Source organism: Paenibacillus sp. VT-400 (assembly GCF_001029205.1).
Lineage (GTDB): Bacteria > Bacillota > Bacilli > Paenibacillales > Paenibacillaceae > Paenibacillus > Paenibacillus amylolyticus.
On sequence record NZ_LELF01000059.1, the window covers coordinates 194,952 to 212,062 of the forward strand.

General features: G+C 47.0%; 14 protein-coding genes. 4 read left to right on the forward strand and 10 right to left on the reverse strand.

Annotated features, from left to right (window positions below):
* The first annotated feature begins 42 nt into the window (after positions 1 to 42).
* Together EL84_RS07740 and EL84_RS07745 are read left to right on the forward strand one after the other, a co-directional pair.
* Entirely contained in the window at positions 43 to 945 is a 903-nt protein-coding gene (locus EL84_RS07740) for a LysR family transcriptional regulator (RefSeq protein WP_036605798.1), read from the forward strand.
* Between the two features lie 30 nt (positions 946 to 975).
* Complete coding sequence (locus EL84_RS07745; RefSeq protein WP_047841270.1) at positions 976 to 1,785, forward strand: histidinol-phosphatase; 810 nt, start codon at positions 976 to 978, stop codon at positions 1,783 to 1,785.
* 489 nt (positions 1,786 to 2,274) lie between these two features.
* On the opposite strand, the gene EL84_RS07750 is transcribed toward EL84_RS07745, so the two are convergent.
* The 6 genes from EL84_RS07750 to EL84_RS07775 all read right to left on the reverse strand — a co-directional run bounded on the left by EL84_RS07750 (position 2,275) and on the right by EL84_RS07775 (position 8,708).
* Complete coding sequence (locus EL84_RS07750; protein ID WP_053061418.1) at positions 2,275 to 2,907, reverse strand: GNAT family N-acetyltransferase; 633 nt, start codon at positions 2,905 to 2,907, stop codon at positions 2,275 to 2,277.
* 168 nt (positions 2,908 to 3,075) lie between these two features.
* Positions 3,076 to 3,807, reverse strand: coding sequence for a metallophosphoesterase family protein (locus tag EL84_RS07755; protein WP_047841271.1), 732 nt, complete (start codon positions 3,805 to 3,807; stop codon positions 3,076 to 3,078).
* Between the two features lie 57 nt (positions 3,808 to 3,864).
* Positions 3,865 to 4,839 carry a metallophosphoesterase gene (locus tag EL84_RS07760; RefSeq protein WP_047841272.1) on the reverse strand — a complete coding sequence of 325 codons (975 nt, stop codon included), beginning with the start codon at positions 4,837 to 4,839 and terminating at the stop codon, positions 3,865 to 3,867.
* Positions 4,840 to 5,014: 175 nt separating this feature from the next.
* Complete coding sequence (gene sdhB, locus EL84_RS07765; protein ID WP_036605794.1) at positions 5,015 to 5,779, reverse strand: succinate dehydrogenase iron-sulfur subunit; 765 nt, start codon at positions 5,777 to 5,779, stop codon at positions 5,015 to 5,017.
* Positions 5,780 to 6,253: 474 nt separating this feature from the next.
* Positions 6,254 to 7,996, reverse strand: coding sequence for a succinate dehydrogenase flavoprotein subunit (gene sdhA / locus EL84_RS07770; protein WP_036673387.1), 1,743 nt, complete (start codon positions 7,994 to 7,996; stop codon positions 6,254 to 6,256).
* 43 nt (positions 7,997 to 8,039) lie between these two features.
* On the reverse strand, positions 8,040 to 8,708 hold the full coding sequence (locus tag EL84_RS07775; protein ID WP_036605792.1) for a succinate dehydrogenase cytochrome b558 subunit: 669 nt from the start codon (positions 8,706 to 8,708) through the stop codon (positions 8,040 to 8,042).
* Positions 8,709 to 9,003: 295 nt separating this feature from the next.
* Between EL84_RS07775 and EL84_RS07780 the strand changes: the two genes are divergently transcribed.
* On the forward strand, positions 9,004 to 9,933 hold the full coding sequence (locus tag EL84_RS07780) for a LysR family transcriptional regulator (RefSeq protein ID WP_036673385.1): 930 nt from the start codon (positions 9,004 to 9,006) through the stop codon (positions 9,931 to 9,933).
* Between the two features lie 54 nt (positions 9,934 to 9,987).
* On the opposite strand, the gene EL84_RS07785 is transcribed toward EL84_RS07780, so the two are convergent.
* Together EL84_RS07785 and EL84_RS07790 are read right to left on the reverse strand one after the other, a co-directional pair.
* Positions 9,988 to 10,659 carry a potassium channel family protein gene (locus EL84_RS07785; RefSeq protein WP_017692455.1) on the reverse strand — a complete coding sequence of 224 codons (672 nt, stop codon included), beginning with the start codon at positions 10,657 to 10,659 and terminating at the stop codon, positions 9,988 to 9,990.
* Between the two features lie 54 nt (positions 10,660 to 10,713).
* On the reverse strand, positions 10,714 to 12,033 hold the full coding sequence (locus tag EL84_RS07790; RefSeq protein ID WP_047841360.1) for a TrkH family potassium uptake protein: 1,320 nt from the start codon (positions 12,031 to 12,033) through the stop codon (positions 10,714 to 10,716).
* 521 nt (positions 12,034 to 12,554) lie between these two features.
* Between EL84_RS07790 and EL84_RS07795 the strand changes: the two genes are divergently transcribed.
* Positions 12,555 to 14,252 (forward strand): CPBP family intramembrane glutamic endopeptidase, encoded by a 1,698-nt coding sequence (locus tag EL84_RS07795; protein WP_047841273.1) that lies wholly within the window; start codon positions 12,555 to 12,557, stop codon positions 14,250 to 14,252.
* On the opposite strand, the gene uvrC is transcribed toward EL84_RS07795, so the two are convergent.
* On the reverse strand, positions 14,221 to 16,308 hold the full coding sequence (gene uvrC, locus EL84_RS07800; protein WP_047841274.1) for an excinuclease ABC subunit UvrC: 2,088 nt from the start codon (positions 16,306 to 16,308) through the stop codon (positions 14,221 to 14,223). The two genes, EL84_RS07795 and uvrC, sit on opposite strands and share 32 nt — an antisense overlap.
* 473 nt (positions 16,309 to 16,781) lie before the next feature.
* Entirely contained in the window at positions 16,782 to 17,099 is a 318-nt protein-coding gene (gene trxA / locus EL84_RS07805; protein WP_017692451.1) for a thioredoxin, read from the reverse strand.
* Between the last annotated feature and the right edge of the window lie 12 nt (positions 17,100 to 17,111).

The window sequence follows — 17,111 nt, forward strand, 5'->3', positions numbered from 1 at the left end:
ACATTACATAATCAAGAAATTTTGCCTGCAAGGAGGTCACCTATGAACATAAGCCAACTGGAGACACTAATTACCATTTCCAAAACGATGAGCTTCCGCAAAGCGGGAGAACTTCTGAACCTGACCCAGCCTGCCGTCTCGGCCCAGATCAAAAGTCTGGAGGACGAATTCAGCACCGTTCTTGTGGATCGTAACCAACCCGTTACCCTGACAGACCGTGGACAGGTATTCCTGGAGCACGCTGAACGGATGCTCGATATCGTTGATGAGTTGAAACAAAAATTGTCCGATCTCGATGAAACGCCTCAGGGACGTATCGTGTTAGGCACAACAACTTCCATTGCTATTCAGATCTTGCCAAGGGTGTTATCCTATTTCCAAGATCAGTTCCCGCTGATCAAAACCAGTATCCAGTCCCTTCCTTCATCACAGATCTATACCCAGGTCGAAAATGGTCTGGTTGATATTGGTATCGGTTATCTCACGGAGCGTAATCCCAACCTGAATACATCTGTGCTGTACTATGACACATTTGAACTCGTGGTATCTCCTTCCCATCCGCTGGCAAAGAAAAAACATGCTGCAGTGGATGTGCTCCGCAGTACACCATTGATTCTGCTGTCCCCTGATACCGTAGGACGAAGGTTTACGGAAACGATCTTCAAGAAACATAATATTGAACCTAATATTGTAATGGAGTTGTCGAGCAGCGAAGAAGTGAAACGGATGGTCGAGATTGATCTCGGGGCAGCTGTCATCTCCAAACAATCGGTTGCGCATGAGTTGCGTCAAGGTACATTGCGAATGATACCCTTAAGTGAGCTGGAGGTCAGTCACCCTGTTGGTGTCATCTATAAGTCCAGTCGGTACCTTAACTCAGCGATGCAACAATTCATAAGTGACCTCAAAGGCATGCCGGAAACCCAATTCATCAGTTCAGAATGACAATGAGCCATGAGAAAGGAAGGATTCCATATGAAATTTGATCTTCATACACATCATTTTCGTTGTGGTCACGCAGACGGCAACATCCGCGATTATATAGAGGCAGGTATTAAGGCAGGACTTCAGGCCATTGGTATCTCGGATCATACGCCGTACTTTGGCAGTGAGCTTGAGCAGGCATTTCCCCGGATCGCAATGGGTAAGTCGGAATTGCAGCATTATGTGGAAGAAGTCCTTGCTTTGAAAGAAGAGTACGCTGGTAAAATCGATGTGCTGCTCGGCATTGAATCCGACTACTTCCCTGTTCATGCAGAATTGTACCGTACCACACTGGGACAGTATCCTTTTGACTATATTATTGGTTCAGTTCATCATACCGAGGATGTGAGTATCTTCAACAAAACCCGGTGGAAAGGACTGAGCGATGCTCGCAAAGTTGAAGTGAAAGAGAGCTATTATTCATTAATCCGGGAATCGGCTCGCAGCGGTATGTTCCAGATTCTTGGACACATTGATGCGATGAAAGGAAACTATCCACCCTTCTCGGAAATTATCGCTGATCAGGCCATTGATGAAACATTGCAGGTTATTGCACAATCCAACGTAGCCATCGAAATTAACACTTCAGGCAAAACCAAGATCAGTGGTGGCTGGTATCCCTCGGATGCCATTCTGGAACGCGCCCATCATTATGGAGTGAAGGTGACATTTGGATCGGACGCTCATAAACCACAGCGGGTTGCAGACGAGCTGGATGACGTTCGTACACGTCTCAACGAGATCGGATTCACCGACTGGGTATACTTCAAGCAGAAACAGATGCAGGTTGTACCACTGTAAAAAATATAGAACCACAGAGAAACCCCCACAGCGTGAACAAGCGCAGTGGGGGTTTTGTGTTTAATTCTAAATAAAAAAAAATTATATAAAGTTAAACTACATATTTACACGATAACGGAGAGGACAGAAATAACCAGAAGAAACGAAGTGTTCGCCTAAAAGCTTTCTGAAAGAAAGCTGCATCGGAAGCATACGCTATGACCGGATTTTCCCTTCTAAAATATGGGAATCAAAAAAATCCGGGTATAACAGCGATCGGAAAGTTATTCTGTCATCGGAGTGGCCAGTGTAAATAATCCACAGTTAACTTATATGGGCAAAAAAAATGAACCCGCTCGCGCGGGTCCCAACAGCATTATCTATTATCAAAAAGGGGGTCATGAGATAAGTTTACCCCCTGTCTGTTAGAGTTCAATTGCAGCTATATTTCAATTGTGTAACAAATGATTGAAGTTCGATTCATTCACGTTTGACTACTCTTACTCTATGTCATTGCGGCTTGTCAGATACCAGGGTTTGCAGGTCTTTTTCCTGAAGCGGTCTGACGTATTGTTCCCGATACATGCTATACACTTTAACATCCATCAGGGATTCTGATCCCTCGTCATCCTCATCATTCAGTCCGAACGAGGGAAGACTCCGCTCATAGGACATCCCTATTTTGCTTAGCACCCGTTGTGAAGATACATTGGCCTCATAACAACGTGCTTCCACCCTCCCCAGATGAAGATCGTCAAATCCAAACTGCAGCAGCCGCTGTACCGCCTCGGTAGCCACACCCCTGCCCCAACAGGACCTGTTCAGGATATAACCAATCTGTGCGGTACCATTCTGATCATTCCAGTGCTGGAATGAGGTGATCCCAATCACTTGTTCCTTGCCTCTCCAGCAGATCCCATAATGTAACGAATCCAGCTTGGCGCTGCTGCTCCGTATCTGGTTCAATAACCGTCTCGCCCGGATTGGCGTGGGCTGGCTTCCCCTATTCACATATCTTATGACTTGAGGATCGGAAAAGAGTTCCGATAATGTGCTGTAATCACTTTGACGTAATGATCGCAGGACAAGCCGCTCTGTCCACAAAGCCGGCAGACCTTGAACCAGCATTTTTCGGGTAAGCATGACAATCGCTCCTTTTGCCTAAACGGGCTCTAGTCCGGTAAGACAAGCATGCTCTGATGATGATCCGGCGTAATACCATTTGAACTGATCCACGAACTTTAGTATTCGCATTTTAGTATTAATATATTGCATCATTCAATTCCTCACGCTAAAAGGCCCAGATGCTGACTACTCCTGCAGCCCGCGATAGATACCCGTACGAATCTCACGAATATAGAAATCCAATGCAGGAACATTCGCCGACTGTGCAACCTGTACTTCTCGCTCAATATCATAAGGTACCCGCACAAATTGAACATTGAACGGGGTGTTGTTATCGTTGCTGTCTTCACCCTCCAGAATACAGTAAGAAGCCTGGGGAAGATCGAGTGGATTACCAACACTGCCTGCATTAAACAGTAACTTGCCGTTCATATACTGCAAGTATGCGTTATGCACATCCCCATAACCTACAACATCTGCAATACCTTGCTCAGGCTCATCATCCGGAGGATCAAACATTGCCAACCTCTTTTCCATCGCGTCCCACGGCTGTACACGATGGTATACACTTTGAGGTGAAGCATGGAGCAGACGGATGGTGCGACCACTCAGTTGAAATTGATGACTGAAGGGTAGGCCCGCCAAGTACGCCAATCGTTCCTCACCCAGCCGCTCTGCTTGCCACGTAAAGTTCTCGTTGTCTTGGTTAACCGCAACCAGTTCATCCCAATTGCCACGGATAACAAGTTCGCACGTTGCTCTCACCTGATCCACAACCTGTACCGGTTCTGGCCCCTTGCCCACGAGGTCACCAAGACAAAAGATTCGCTCCACGCCACGACTTCGGATATCTTTTAACACTGCTTCCCAGGCAGTCATGTTGCCATGAATGTCGGATACAATCGCAATTCTTTCCATCTGGATAACCTCCATTCATGTTGAATCCTTTATGTTTTATATTCATCTTATATTCTTTTATGTGGTTGATCCTTTAAGCTCAAACACCGTTAATTCTGGTCTGCACAGAAAACGAATGGGCAGTTGAGTCATGCCAAAACCACGATTCACATACACCGGCATCTGTGTCTGGGTGGTGTAATATACCCCCTGGACATCCGTGTAATACAATCCTTGAACATACTTGTGTGAACCTCGCGGAGTTGTCAGTGCCCCGATCCAGGGAAAACGTACCTGTCCACCATGGCTATGACCGGAAAGTTGTAATCCGAAACCATAGGGAGTGGCAATGTCGGCATAATCCGGTTCATGCATAAGTAACAATTTCCACACATCATGATCCAATCCCTTGATAGCTTGGGCAGGATCAGGCCTGCCTGTAAGTGCGTCATCCAGTCCAGCTATGGCCAGACGTTCGCCCCCTTGTTCAATCACCACATGTTCGTTCCGTAACAAAGTGAATCCAGCTTCACGGAACATGGTTGTCACTTCATTCTGCTGTCCGCCCCGATAATCATGATTCCCCAAAACTGCAAATTTGCCATACTTCGCTTGCATGGAGGCGAGTACCGGAATACATTCACGCATCGGCTCTGCTTCCCTCTCAACTATGTCTCCGGTAAAACAAATCAAGTCCGGTTGTTGCTCCTCAATCGTTGCTGCCAGCTTTTTCAGCTCTTTCACCCCGGTATGAAAACCAAGATGGGCATCGCTGAACTGAACTACACGCAAACCGTCAAATGCCTTTGGAAACTTCGGAAGTTTCAGCTCCACTTGCTTGATCTCCAGACGACGCGGTTCCCATAACCAGGCATAACCTCCTGTAAGCAAACTGGCACCCGCTGTCATCAAAACCATACGCAATAAGAAACTTCGGCGAGAGGGATCATGATCCTTTTCTTCTCCAGGAAACACAGACTCTTCTGCACCTGATGCTTTGTGCGAGCGCTGGGACGGCGAGTTGTTGCTGCCCTGACGCGGTGTCTCTGCCATATCTCCCCCTCCTTCTACGCTCTTAATCCATCCCCTTAGTATATCATATTCTGCATGGGTAGCCCGGTTCCTCTGCTTTATTACAAAAAGAAGCCGGGATCTCCGGCATGTTGCTGCACGGGATCACGACTTCTTCTAAGTTGCAGATTACACTTCTGCACATGTTATGACGAGATTATACACCCAACCAGCGTTTGAACATATGCTTGGTCGTTTGTTTGTTCATTTCGGCAATGGAGGTTGTCAGTGGAATGCCTTTTGGACAGGATTGCACACAGTTCTGTGAGTTACCACAGCCCTCAATGCCTCCGTCTTCCATCAACGCTTCCAGACGATCGTCGGCGTTCATCTCCCCTGTTGGGTGAGCGTTAAACAGGCGCACTTGGGACAGTGCCGCTGGACCGATAAAGTCTGTTTTCTCATTGACGTTCGGGCATGCTTCCAGACATACACCACATGTCATGCATTTGGACAGCTCATATGCCCACTGACGCTTCTTCTCAGGCATCCGTGGACCTGGACCGAGGTCATAGGTACCATCAATCGGAATCCATGCTTTTACGCGTTTCAGGGCGCTAAACATTCGGCTACGGTCGATGACCAAGTCACGAACCACTGGGAATGTCTTCATCGGTTCGATACGAACGGGCTGTTCGAGCTTGTCGATCAGGGCTGCACATGCTTGACGTGGCTTGCCGTTGATGACCATGGAACAGGCACCGCAGACTTCTTCGAGACAGTTGGAATCCCAGCAAACGGGTGCAATGGATTTGCCATCTGTATTGACGGGGTTCCGCTGAATCTCCATCAGGGCGCTGATCACATTCATGTTGGGACGGTACGGAAGCTCAAATTCTTCGTTGTACGAAGATGACTCCGGGCTATCCTGACGGGTGATGATAAACTTGACGGTTTTGTTGGCTGTAGCTTGTTCCGCCATATCGTAGTCCCCTCCTCTGGTGACGATGATTGGTGTTGCTGATGCGCAAAATGGTTTGGTGCACGGGTGGCGCTTCGTCAGCGGAATGCCCCTCTGTTCGCTGTTATCCCCGGATTTTTTTGATCAACCCTTTCGAGGGTTAAAATCCGGTGATAAAGGCGAGCGCTTCGCTTCTTCTGGGCATTTTCGCTTCCTCCGCTACGTCGTGCACTGGGTCACTTTGCTGGAAAACTGCACTCCATTCATGCTGGATTGCGGTAATTTTAGATAAGCAAGCTTTGCCAATGCGTTGCTTGCTTATGAACAGTTATTTTGCCTTCCTCTGCTGCTTTGTGCACACAGAGTACCTTTGCTGAGAACCTTCACTCCATCACTTTGATAGCAGTAACTTTGAAGAAGCTCTGCTTCTTCAAAGTTCTCCTGCCTCTCCGTTCAGGTGTTTAACTATTCATTGCATGAATAGTGTGGTACTTCTTAATCCTTGGAGTAATCCCGGATACGTGGTGGGATCAAGGATACGTCTACTGGCTCGTACGAGATTTTCGGGCCTTCCTTCGACCAGCTTGCGATAGTCGTTTTCAGGAACTCTTCGTCATTACGTTCCGTAAATTCCGGTTTGTAATGCGCGCCGCGGCTTTCGTTACGGAGTAGAGCACCGAGAGTCATCGCTTCTGCCAGTTCAATCATGTTCCACAGTTGGCGAGTGAATGCTGCGCTCGGGTTATTCCAACCGGAGCTGTCATACATGTTGATTTTGCCATAACGCTCTTTCAATTCCTTGATCTTGCCAATCGTGGCTTCAAGCTTGTCGTTGTAGCGCACAACCGTCATATTGGCTGTCATCCACTCGCCAAGCTCTTTATGAATGACATAGGCATTTTCCGTGCCCTGCATTTTCAAGATGCCTTCGTATTTGTCGCTTTGTTGTTTGGTGTGTTTCTCAAATACGGAAGATGGGATATCTGCGGACGATTTTTTAAGTCCTTTGATATATTCAGCCGCTTTTGGTCCAGCCACCATACCACCATAGATCGCAGATACCAGTGAGTTTGCACCCAGACGGTTCGCACCATGGTATTGATATTCACATTCACCAGCTGCGAACAGCCCCGGAATGTTAGTCATTTGGTTGTAATCTACCCACATGCCGCCCATGGAATAATGGACTGCCGGGAAGATTTTCATTGGGATTTTACGCGGGTCATCACCCATGAACTTCTCATAGATCTCAATGATTCCGCCCAGTTTAACATCCAGTTCCTTCGGATCTTTGTGCGACAGGTCAAGATAAACCATGTTCTCGCCGTTCACACCCAGACCCATATCTACGCAGACGCTGAAGATTTCACGAGTCGCGATATCACGTGGAACCAGGTTACCGTAGGATGGATATTTTTCTTCAAGGAAGTACCAAGGTTTTCCGTCTTTGTACGTCCAGATCCGTCCACCTTCACCACGCGCGGATTCAGACATGAGACGCAGCTTGTCATCCCCTGGAATGGCTGTTGGGTGAATCTGAATGAATTCCCCGTTTGCGTAATTTACACCTTGCTGATAAACCGCACTTGCCGCTGTACCTGTGTTAATTACAGAGTTGGTCGTTTTACCGAAGATAATCCCCGGACCACCACTCGCCAGAATAACCGCTTCTGCCGGGAAGGTCTGTACCTTCATCGTTTTCAGATCCTGAGCCACGATCCCCCGACATACGCCTTCATCATCCAAAACTGCCTGCAGGAACTCCCAGTTCTCATATTTCGTAACCAGGCCAGCTGCTTCCCAGCGACGTACCTGCTCGTCTAATGCATAGAGCAATTGTTGTCCTGTTGTCGCTCCGGCAAACGCCGTACGGTGATGCTTCGTTCCCCCGAAACGACGGAAATCAAGCAAACCTTCCGGTGTCCGGTTGAACATTACGCCCATACGGTCCATCAAGTGAATGATGCCAGGTGCTGCTTCACACATCGCTTTAACAGGAGGTTGGTTCGCAAGGAAGTCACCGCCGTATACCGTATCGTCAAAGTGTACCCATGGGGAGTCACCCTCACCCTTGGTATTTACCGCTCCGTTAATGCCGCCTTGTGCGCATACAGAGTGGGATCGTTTAACAGGAACCAGTGAAAATAAATGAACATGGACTCCGGCTTCAGCCGATTTGATCGCCGCCATCAATCCCGCGAGACCGCCGCCCACAATAATTACATTCGTTGATGCCATTGCTGTTCACTCCCTTATAAGTCAGCATTTATACGCTAAATGCTTAAATTAGAACTGTTTTTACTGCGTCAATCATCGAAGTAGCTGTCTGGAAATCAATGCTCCGGAAAGCAAATAGTGAAGCAATAAACATGATGGAAACAATAGCGAACAAGCTCATACATACGTAAGAGGATACACGTTGCGCACGCGGACCAACCGTAATTCCCCAGCTAACAAGGAACGACCACAGACCATTGGCAAAGTGATATGACGCCGCAACCACACTGATCATATATATCGCAAAGGTTATCGGATTCGTCACCGCATCATGTATGACGCCGCCAATCTCTTCATGGGATACATTACCCAGCGCAATCTGTACTCGCGTCTCCCATACGTGCCAGATGACGAATACAAACGTAATAATACCGCTTACCCTCTGTAACGTGTAGCGCCAGTTGCGCTCATTACCGTAACGCCCAACGTTAGGCTTGGCCTGATAGGCAATGTAAAGACCATAAACACCGTGATAGAACAACGGCAGCCAGATAAGTAATGCCTCAATTACAATAACAAGAGGCAAACCGTTCAGAAATGCAACGGCACCGTAAAAAGCTTCTTTGCCGCCTTCAACTGCCGTGAAGTTCGTCACCAAATGCTCAACAAAAAACAAACTGAGCGGAATGACGCCAAGCAAGGAGTGCAGCTTTCTGGAGTAAAACCCTTTCATAAAATGTCGATCCCCTTTCGCTAAATACAACGTTTTCATAAATGATTTCACTTATCATGACACGAATCCTTTTCCATGAAAAGGTTCGACAAATTGTTCCGTTTTCCCCAGGTGTGAACAACTTGTGTCACGGTTCATGTTACTCCTTTTTTTCTTATAAGGGAATTGCAATATAATTATTAAATGTTATAACCTATAGGTATAAGCAGTGAAACATTGGGTTTACAGGCTATACAACATGGAAAACGATTGAGCAAGGGCAAGAATCACATTCATGGAAAAGAGGTTATTGTTCATGTTTGAGGAGTTAAATGCATTTGCAGCGGTCGTGGAGCAGTCCAGCCTGAACCGTGCATCCAAGTTACTGAACTTGTCCCAACCCGCACTTTCACGCAAAATTGCCAAATTGGAGGATGAACTCGGGGTTGCCCTGTTCCACCGCCGTGGCAAACGGCTGGAGTTAACCAGTGTGGGCCAGTTCACCTATACCTATGCTGTAGAACAGAAGCAGCAACAACAGAAGTTCCTCACTATGCTGGCCCAGTATAAAGACGAAGAACAGAGCACCATTACACTCGGAGCCAGTCTGACGACGCTTCAAACTACGTTACCACCTCTCGTCAATGCCTTTATGGAGAAACATCCAAATGCCGAACTGAAACTGTTGACGGGTAAAACACATGAGATTGTCTCGTTTGTGCGTGACAAAAAAGCCGATGTAGGCATTGTCGCCTCCTCCATCAGCGAAGTGGGGCTTAACTGTGTGCCGCTATTCGACGATCACCTGGAGCTGGTTGTGCCGCTCACACACCCCTTGTCCGGTAAGGAAGCCGGGATGGAGCATTTGCAGGATCTGCCGATGATCACGTTCTCCAAAGGCACCTGGTACCGCAAATTAACGGATGATCTCTTTCAGCGCTGTGCCGTGATGCCGGATATTCGCATGGAGATTGATTCCTTCGAAGCGATCATCCGACTTCTGCCTTCCGCCAAAGCTGCTGCTCTATTGCCCAAGTCATATCTTCGTCCACAATTACTCGCGGACAATGATCTTGTTTCTGTTCATTTGCCTCAATTACAGCAGACCCGCAGAACAACCTGTATGATCTATGGGGAAAAAGAGGACCTCAGCGAGACCTCCAGACAATGGGTCAAGGAGACGGCTGCACTCTTTACAGCAAAGGCGCCATTGCCCTCACGGAGGGCTACGACGCCTTTGCCTTGATCTGAATCAGCCAGGCTCTAACGCCTGGCTTCCATATTTAACTCATGATAATTATCAGCTCTCTTGGCTGATAACCTCTTCTTCAAATCGGTCGATATCTGCATTATTACCAATAATGACCATGATATCCCCCATTTGAAGCGAATCCAGTGCCGTCGGAGCGATAATGACCCCAGCTTCTTTCTGTAACGCCACAATGCTGCAACCAAAACGTACACGTGCATTCAGGGTGGAAAGGGTTTTGTTGTGCAGACAGGCGGGAACCTTCATCTCGACAATACTGTAATCATTGGATAATTCAATGTAATCCAGCAAGTTCGGGGTAACCAGCTGGTGGGCAACCCGAATGCCCATATCCCGCTCAGGATAAACGACACGATCAATCCCCAGTTTATCCAATGCGCGTCCGTGAAGGACGGATATGGCCTTGGCCACAACCGTCTTGACGCCCAGCTCTTTTAACAGAATCGCGGTGAGAATGCTCGTCTGAATATCATCCCCGATAGCAACGATACAGCAGTCAAAATTTCGAATACCCAGGGAGCGTAGCACTTCCTCATCTGTGGCATCGGCTACAACGGCATGGGTGACCAATTCACTAATGTCTTCGACGACTTCTTCATTTTTATCGATCCCGAGCACCTCGTAGCCGAGTTCCATTAATTCCTGTGCCAGACTGGAGCCAAATCGCCCAAGCCCAATCACCGCAAACTGCTGTGTTTTCATTGTTCTTCACGAACCCCTTATCCAAATCAATTTCAAAACTCACTAAAAATAGATTTATCCAATAATCATTTTGCCTTCCGGATACCTGTATAACTCTTTACCCTTTTTCTGCCCAAGTGCATACGCTAATGTGATCGGTCCAAGCCTTCCTGCAAACATCGTAAAACAGATCAGGAGTTTGCCCAATGTAGTCAGTTTCAGCGTCAGTCCGAGCGATAATCCAACGGTACCAAAGGCCGATGTCGTTTCAAATAAGATCATCATAAAACTGGCGTCTTCTGTGGTACTTAATGCCATCGTTACAGCTATGATGAACAAGAGTGCCAGCAATGTAATGGTAAGCGCCTTGAAAATCCGTTCCTGTACGAGCCGGTAGCGGAAAAACACGATATCTTCACGTCCACGCATCATGGCGATGACCGCTCCCGCCATAATCATAAATGTCGTTGTTTTGATCCCGCCTCCGGTAGAACCTGGCGAAGCACCAATGAACATCAGAATGATCATAAAGAACTGTGTTGCCTGCCTGAGTCCGGCAATATCTACCGTATTGGCTCCTGCTGTTCGCGGCGTAACGGACTGGAAGAATGAACCGAGAATTTTGCCACCCCAGTTCAGGCCACCCAGTGTCCGTGGATTGCTAAATTCAAATACGAAAATGACAAGTGCACCAAACACAATTAACAATCCAGTCATTAACAGTACAACTTTGGAGTGCAGAGACAGCTTCCGCGTTTTGCGGTAATCCACCAGGTCTGACAACACCACAAAACCGATACCGCCAGAGACAATCAGGAACATTGCTGTAAAATTAACCAACGGGTCATACACATAACCGGTCAGACTGCGGAAATCCCCAAACATATCAAAGCCCGCATTGTTGAACATGGAGATCGCATGCCAATAGCCATAATAGATCGCCTGTCCAATCGGCATGTCGAACGACCAGCGAATGGCAAACAGTGTGCCACATATGCCTTCGATAATGAGTGAGTAGATCACAACTTTACGGATCAGCCGGACGATGCCCTCCATCGTGCTCTGATTCATCGCTTCCTGTAGAATCAACCGTTCTCTAAGCGAAATCCGCCGTTTGAACGCAATGGCAACCAATGTGGACATTGTCATGAAGCCCAGTCCGCCAATCTGAATCAGAATCGCGATCACAACCTGACCCAGCACCGAGAAATGAGTCCCTGTATCGACCACAACCAAACCAGTGACACAAACAGCCGAAGTTGCTGTAAAGAGCGCATCAATAAATGCAAGACTGTCACCGTTACGGTTGGATGCCGGAAGCATTAACAACAGTGTGCCTACCAATATAATGCCAGCAAACCCTAACACAAGAATACGGGGTGGCGATAATCGCATCCATTGCACATTCAGTTTCACTTGAGTATCTTCCACCTCTTCTAAAATGAAAATAACTCCACACCCGTGGAGCCTTCTTCATTTGAAATGCTGTTCCCAAACGTTAAACAAGTATGATTCAGATTAAAACGACATATATAATGAAGTTGGAATATATCCTATTCGTTCCCTTGTTGGGCGAAAGACATGCGAATCATTGCACATTTGTTTCAAAATTATAAGCGCTGCGACGTTTGTAGACAAAACGTTTTTTGTGTAAATCGGATCGAATTCAGCCAAAAAGGGAAGAACTCAGATATGGCGACGGATGGATCAGATTCTTTCGGTCCTTTTCATTCATTTTCAAGGATTTACACCTGTTTTCGTTACATCATTGGCATTCGGTGCTTGGCCTGTGCTATGTTAACTTTAATATCCATATTAGTGCGTGTTCAAAAAGGGCGGTTTTCAGTACCAAGAAGATGGGATGAAGATAGAAACTTTTTGAACTACCTCTATCAATAAAGGAGGAACACCATTACATGAATCCCTTAGGGCAGCCTTTGCAACTCAAGGCTAACTTCAAGCGGCTGGGGTTGCTTGCGGCGATTGGCCTGATTCTATTTTTTGTATTTCAGATCTTTCCTGCTACCTCATCACAAACGACAGAAATTTCGTCTACGTCCTTCATAACCAAGGAGCAGGCGAAGCAATCCGCACGATCATTCGCAGCTTCTGTGAATGACTATACACTGCCAAATGATGATGCAAAAACCCTGGTCACCTACCAGACACATTCGGATATCTACGGGTATATGGCCAAAACCAAACAACTTGATACCTATAACCAGAAATGGGAAACAAGCTATCCTTACGATGTATTCCGCGTTCGTTTGCCTGATCAAGACAAGGGCGGTTATCTTAATGTTGACGTACATATGAAAACAGGAAAAGTCGTCGGCTTCAAACGGGAACTGCCTTCTTCACTCTATACCGCCATTGAGGCGGAGCAGGTTAGTGGACGAGTGACCACATCGCAAGTGCTTGCCGAAGGCAATATTTCTCTGGACGAGAAACAACAGCTTGCGGCTGGCGTTCTGACCGAATTCGGTTATGAAGTGCCGGAACTTCAACTGGAGACTCGCGATGGTGAAGCGGGACTGAAGTATGTGGATTCTGAAAAAGCCATTGGAGACTCTAAGCTTGAATTGAATTTTACGTTTGAAGAGGGTGCGGTACGATCCTTCGATCCTGGATTCTCTGTCCCTGAATCCCATACCGATTATGTGAAAGATCAAACGCGCCAAGCTAATTGGATGACCTATGGCGGCTATGCATTCCTGACCTTTGTTCTGGGCGTGCTGGCAATCATCTATAGCATTCTGACCCGAGCACATACGTCTTTCAAACGCGGGATCATTCTCTCGCTGGTGTATTTCGCAGCTTCGGTAATTGGTACGCTGAACATGATTCCACTCTTTCAGGCACAAGGGCTCTCCAGCTTCATGTTAGCGTTCCTGATGTTAATGCAGGCGGGAATTACGCTCGTCATGAGTGCAACCATCTATCTGTCCCTTGTTGCCGGTGACGGCATGTGGCGTAAAATAGGTCTGAACCCATGGCCTCGTGCGAAAGAACCCGGATATGGAAAATATGTACTTCACAGTATGTATGCTGGTTATCTGTGGGCATTCATTCTACTGGGTGTGCAATCCATCCTGTTCTTCATTCTGGAGCGAAGCATTGGCACATGGTCAACAACGTCAGCAGATCAATCTACATTTAATATGACCTATGCCTGGCTCTTCCCGATCATGGCCTGGATGGCCGGTATTGGTGAAGAAACTGTTTATCGACTGTTCGGCATTCGCATGATGCAAAAGATTGTGCGTAACACGTTTATTGCCTGTTTGATCCCAACCATCATTTGGGCACTTGGACACACATTGTATCCGATCTATCCAGTAATCACCCGTCCCATTGAGCTGATGGTGATTGGATTGCTGTTCAGTCTGATCATGCTGCGTCACGGCTTCATTGCCGTTGTATTTGCCCATGTGATCTTCGACAGCTTGCTGATGGGACTCAGCTTGGTCTTTATGGGCGATGCCCTGAATATGACAGCTGGACTCTTCTGGATTGTACTGCCGGCCATCGTTGGATATGTGGTCTACAAATTCAATCCAAAACAAAAAGAGAAGCCGTATGTTACGACTCCTCATCCCGAAGTGCTGCAATAATCTGATTTGCCAGTTTGTCACCAATAGATAGAGGCCGGAAGTCTTCGACGCTGGCCTCTTTTATTTTGCGCAAAGAGCCAAAATGCTTCAACAGCAGCTTACGCCGCTTCTCTCCGATCCCCGGAATGGCATCCAAACGGGACGTCACCATCGATTTACCCCGCTGTTCCCGGTGGAACGAGATCGCAAAACGGTGGACCTCTTCCTGTATCCGCTGCAACAGGTAGAATTCCTGACTATCCCGTGGCAGGGAGATGACTTCCGGTGGATTACCGATCATCAACTGCGAAGTCTTATGCTTCGCATCCTTCACCAGACCACATACCGGAATAAACAGCCCCAGCTCATTTTCCAAAATATCGACCGCAGCCGAGATCTGTCCTTTACCACCATCGACCACAATCAGGTCAGGCTGGGTCAGGTTTTCTTTTAATACCCGTTCGTATCGGCGACGGATGACCTCTCTCATCGTTTCATAATCATCCGGCCCTTCAACCGAACGGACCTTGTACTTCCGATATTCCTTCTTATCCGGTTTACCATCGGTAAATACGATCATGGCAGATACCGGGTTTGTACCCTGAATATTCGAGTTATCAAACGCTTCAATACGGTGAAGCTGATCCAATCCAATAAAACGTCCCAGTCCTTCGGCAGCTTTGGATGTACGTTCTTCATTTCGCTCAATCAAACGGAACTTCTCTTCCAATGCCACACGTGCGTTGTCCACGGCCATCGTGATCATCTGCCGCTTCAATCCACGTTGCGGAATGAGCACTTTGATCTCCAACCACTCTTGTAAAGCAGCGGCAACCTGAGTTGGGTCTTCCAGTCCTGATGGAAGCTTTTCAGTTGAAGCAGTTGTATCCGTTATTAGAGCATCCTCTTGCATACTGTCAGGTTGTTCACCTTCTGCCTCAGCGGAAGCTCCGTAAGTTGCACGAGTCTCAGCAACCAGTGGCTGGGAAGCGTTACTATGCTCCACTTGTCCCGCCTGATCGAACTCTACCGTAACTGCGGCAGGTACCGATCCATCAGTATCAGAACCCGTATCAACACTATCATTATCTGTTGCAAGATCCTTGGGCATTTCCGGTAACAAAATTTCTTGTGGTAATGCCGGATTATCGCTGTAATACTGTGTTACATAGGACATGAAATCACTGTACGCCTCACCGTAAAACGGGAAGGTGGAGACATGGCGTTCGATCATTTTACCCTGACGCATATATAGAATCTGGACACACATCCAGCCTTTATCAATGGCAAAACCAAATACATCACGGTCTCTGGCATCGGCCATCGTAATTTTCTGTTTTTCCATCATCGCATCGATGGCGATTACCTGGTCGCGCAGTTCCTTGGCACGTTCAAAATAAAGATCCTCCGCAGCCTCTTGCATCTTACGCTGCAAATCCTTCTTGATCTCTTCGTGACCACCACTCAGAAATGAACCAATCTCTTGGGAAATCTGGTCGTACTGCTCCTTCTCCACTTCCTTCACACAAGGGGCAAGACACTGTCCCATGTGATAGTACAGACACACTTCTTTGGGCATTACACCACATTTGCGCAGTGGATACATCCGGTCTAGCAATTTTTTCGTTTGGTGTGCCGCATACGAGTTCGGATAAGGTCCGAAGTATTTGGCTTTATCTTTCAGCACACGCCGGGTTACTTCCAGCCGGGGGTGCTTTTCATTTGTAATTTTAAGATACGGGAATGTCTTGTCATCCTTGAGCAACACGTTGTACCGCGGCATATGTTTCTTGATCAGGTTACATTCCAGAATGAGTGCTTCCATATTACTGCCCGTCACGATATATTCGAAATCACGAATTTCAGACACCAGACGCTGGGTCTTTCCGTTATGACTGCCGATAAAATAAGAGCGTACGCGGTTCTTCAACACTTTGGCCTTACCTACGTAGATAATGGTGCCTTCACTGTTTTTCATCAGGTAACATCCAGACATGTCTGGCAGCAAAGCGAGCTTGTGGCGAATCTGCTCCAATGCTTTCTCCTGATCCTGCAAATCATTGATGAATTGATCCATAATTCGGTGAATCCTCCTTCCCGAAAAAAGTATAAATAAAAGGTTACACTAAGCCATTCTGATTACAGTACCGTCTTCCAATCCGTTATCGGATTGTCTCTGAGTCACCTTTTTTATAAGAAGAAACTAAAGATAATTCACACTGACACTACGATAACAGAACAACCTTCCAATCCCTGTTATCCCCAGATTTTTTTCATTCCCTTTTCTCAAGGGAAAAATCTGTTGATAAAGGGGAACGCTTCGCTTTTTCAGGTTTTTTCTGTCCTCTCCGTTACTGTGTAAATAATTAGTTCCAACTATATATCAGAGATGAATCCGGGATAAACGCGAGCACTTCGCTTCTCCAGATCGGTTCTGTACTCTACATTCAAGTGTAAAAAATATTTTTACTTTATATTGTCCTATATAAAGGTATTCGACGCAAAACGCCCCCGGCATGTAAACCGGAGGCGTATGTGTAAGCCTTTAAATTATTGGTGTTTTGCGATAATTCCTTTGAGCGCATCTTTCGAGTTCAGACCAACCACTTTATCTACCGGTTGACCGTCTTTGAAGAAGATCAAAGTTGGAATGCTCATTACGCCAAAGCGGGAAGCAGATTCCGGATTTTCATCCACGTTAACTTTAGCAATTTTCACTGCATCGCCAACTTCTGTGGACAGCTCTTCCAGGATTGGAGCGAGCATTTTACAAGGACCACACCAAGGCGCCCAGAAATCAACAAGAACCGTTCCTTCGCCTTCTACTTCAGCGTTGAAGGATTGATCGGATACGTTAACAATAGCCATGAAATTGTCCTC

What these genes read in the sequence shown, in the direction of transcription:
- EL84_RS07740 (WP_036605798.1), top strand. Translation starts at nt 43, where the DNA reads ATGAACATAAGCCAACTGGAGACACTAATTACCATTTCCAAAACGATG.
- EL84_RS07745 (WP_047841270.1), top strand. Translation starts at nt 976, where the DNA reads ATGAAATTTGATCTTCATACACATCATTTTCGTTGTGGTCACGCAGAC.
- EL84_RS07750 (WP_053061418.1), bottom strand. Translation starts at nt 2,907, where the DNA reads ATGCTTACCCGAAAAATGCTGGTTCAAGGTCTGCCGGCTTTGTGGACA.
- EL84_RS07755 (WP_047841271.1), bottom strand. Translation starts at nt 3,807, where the DNA reads ATGGAAAGAATTGCGATTGTATCCGACATTCATGGCAACATGACTGCC.
- EL84_RS07760 (WP_047841272.1), bottom strand. Translation starts at nt 4,839, where the DNA reads ATGGCAGAGACACCGCGTCAGGGCAGCAACAACTCGCCGTCCCAGCGC.
- sdhB (WP_036605794.1), bottom strand. Translation starts at nt 5,779, where the DNA reads ATGGCGGAACAAGCTACAGCCAACAAAACCGTCAAGTTTATCATCACC.
- sdhA (WP_036673387.1), bottom strand. Translation starts at nt 7,996, where the DNA reads ATGGCATCAACGAATGTAATTATTGTGGGCGGCGGTCTCGCGGGATTG.
- EL84_RS07775 (WP_036605792.1), bottom strand. Translation starts at nt 8,708, where the DNA reads ATGAAAGGGTTTTACTCCAGAAAGCTGCACTCCTTGCTTGGCGTCATT.
- EL84_RS07780 (WP_036673385.1), top strand. Translation starts at nt 9,004, where the DNA reads ATGTTTGAGGAGTTAAATGCATTTGCAGCGGTCGTGGAGCAGTCCAGC.
- EL84_RS07785 (WP_017692455.1), bottom strand. Translation starts at nt 10,659, where the DNA reads ATGAAAACACAGCAGTTTGCGGTGATTGGGCTTGGGCGATTTGGCTCC.
- EL84_RS07790 (WP_047841360.1), bottom strand. Translation starts at nt 12,033, where the DNA reads ATGCGATTATCGCCACCCCGTATTCTTGTGTTAGGGTTTGCTGGCATT.
- EL84_RS07795 (WP_047841273.1), top strand. Translation starts at nt 12,555, where the DNA reads ATGAATCCCTTAGGGCAGCCTTTGCAACTCAAGGCTAACTTCAAGCGG.
- uvrC (WP_047841274.1), bottom strand. Translation starts at nt 16,308, where the DNA reads ATGGATCAATTCATCAATGATTTGCAGGATCAGGAGAAAGCATTGGAG.
- trxA (WP_017692451.1), bottom strand. Translation starts at nt 17,099, where the DNA reads ATGGCTATTGTTAACGTATCCGATCAATCCTTCAACGCTGAAGTAGAA.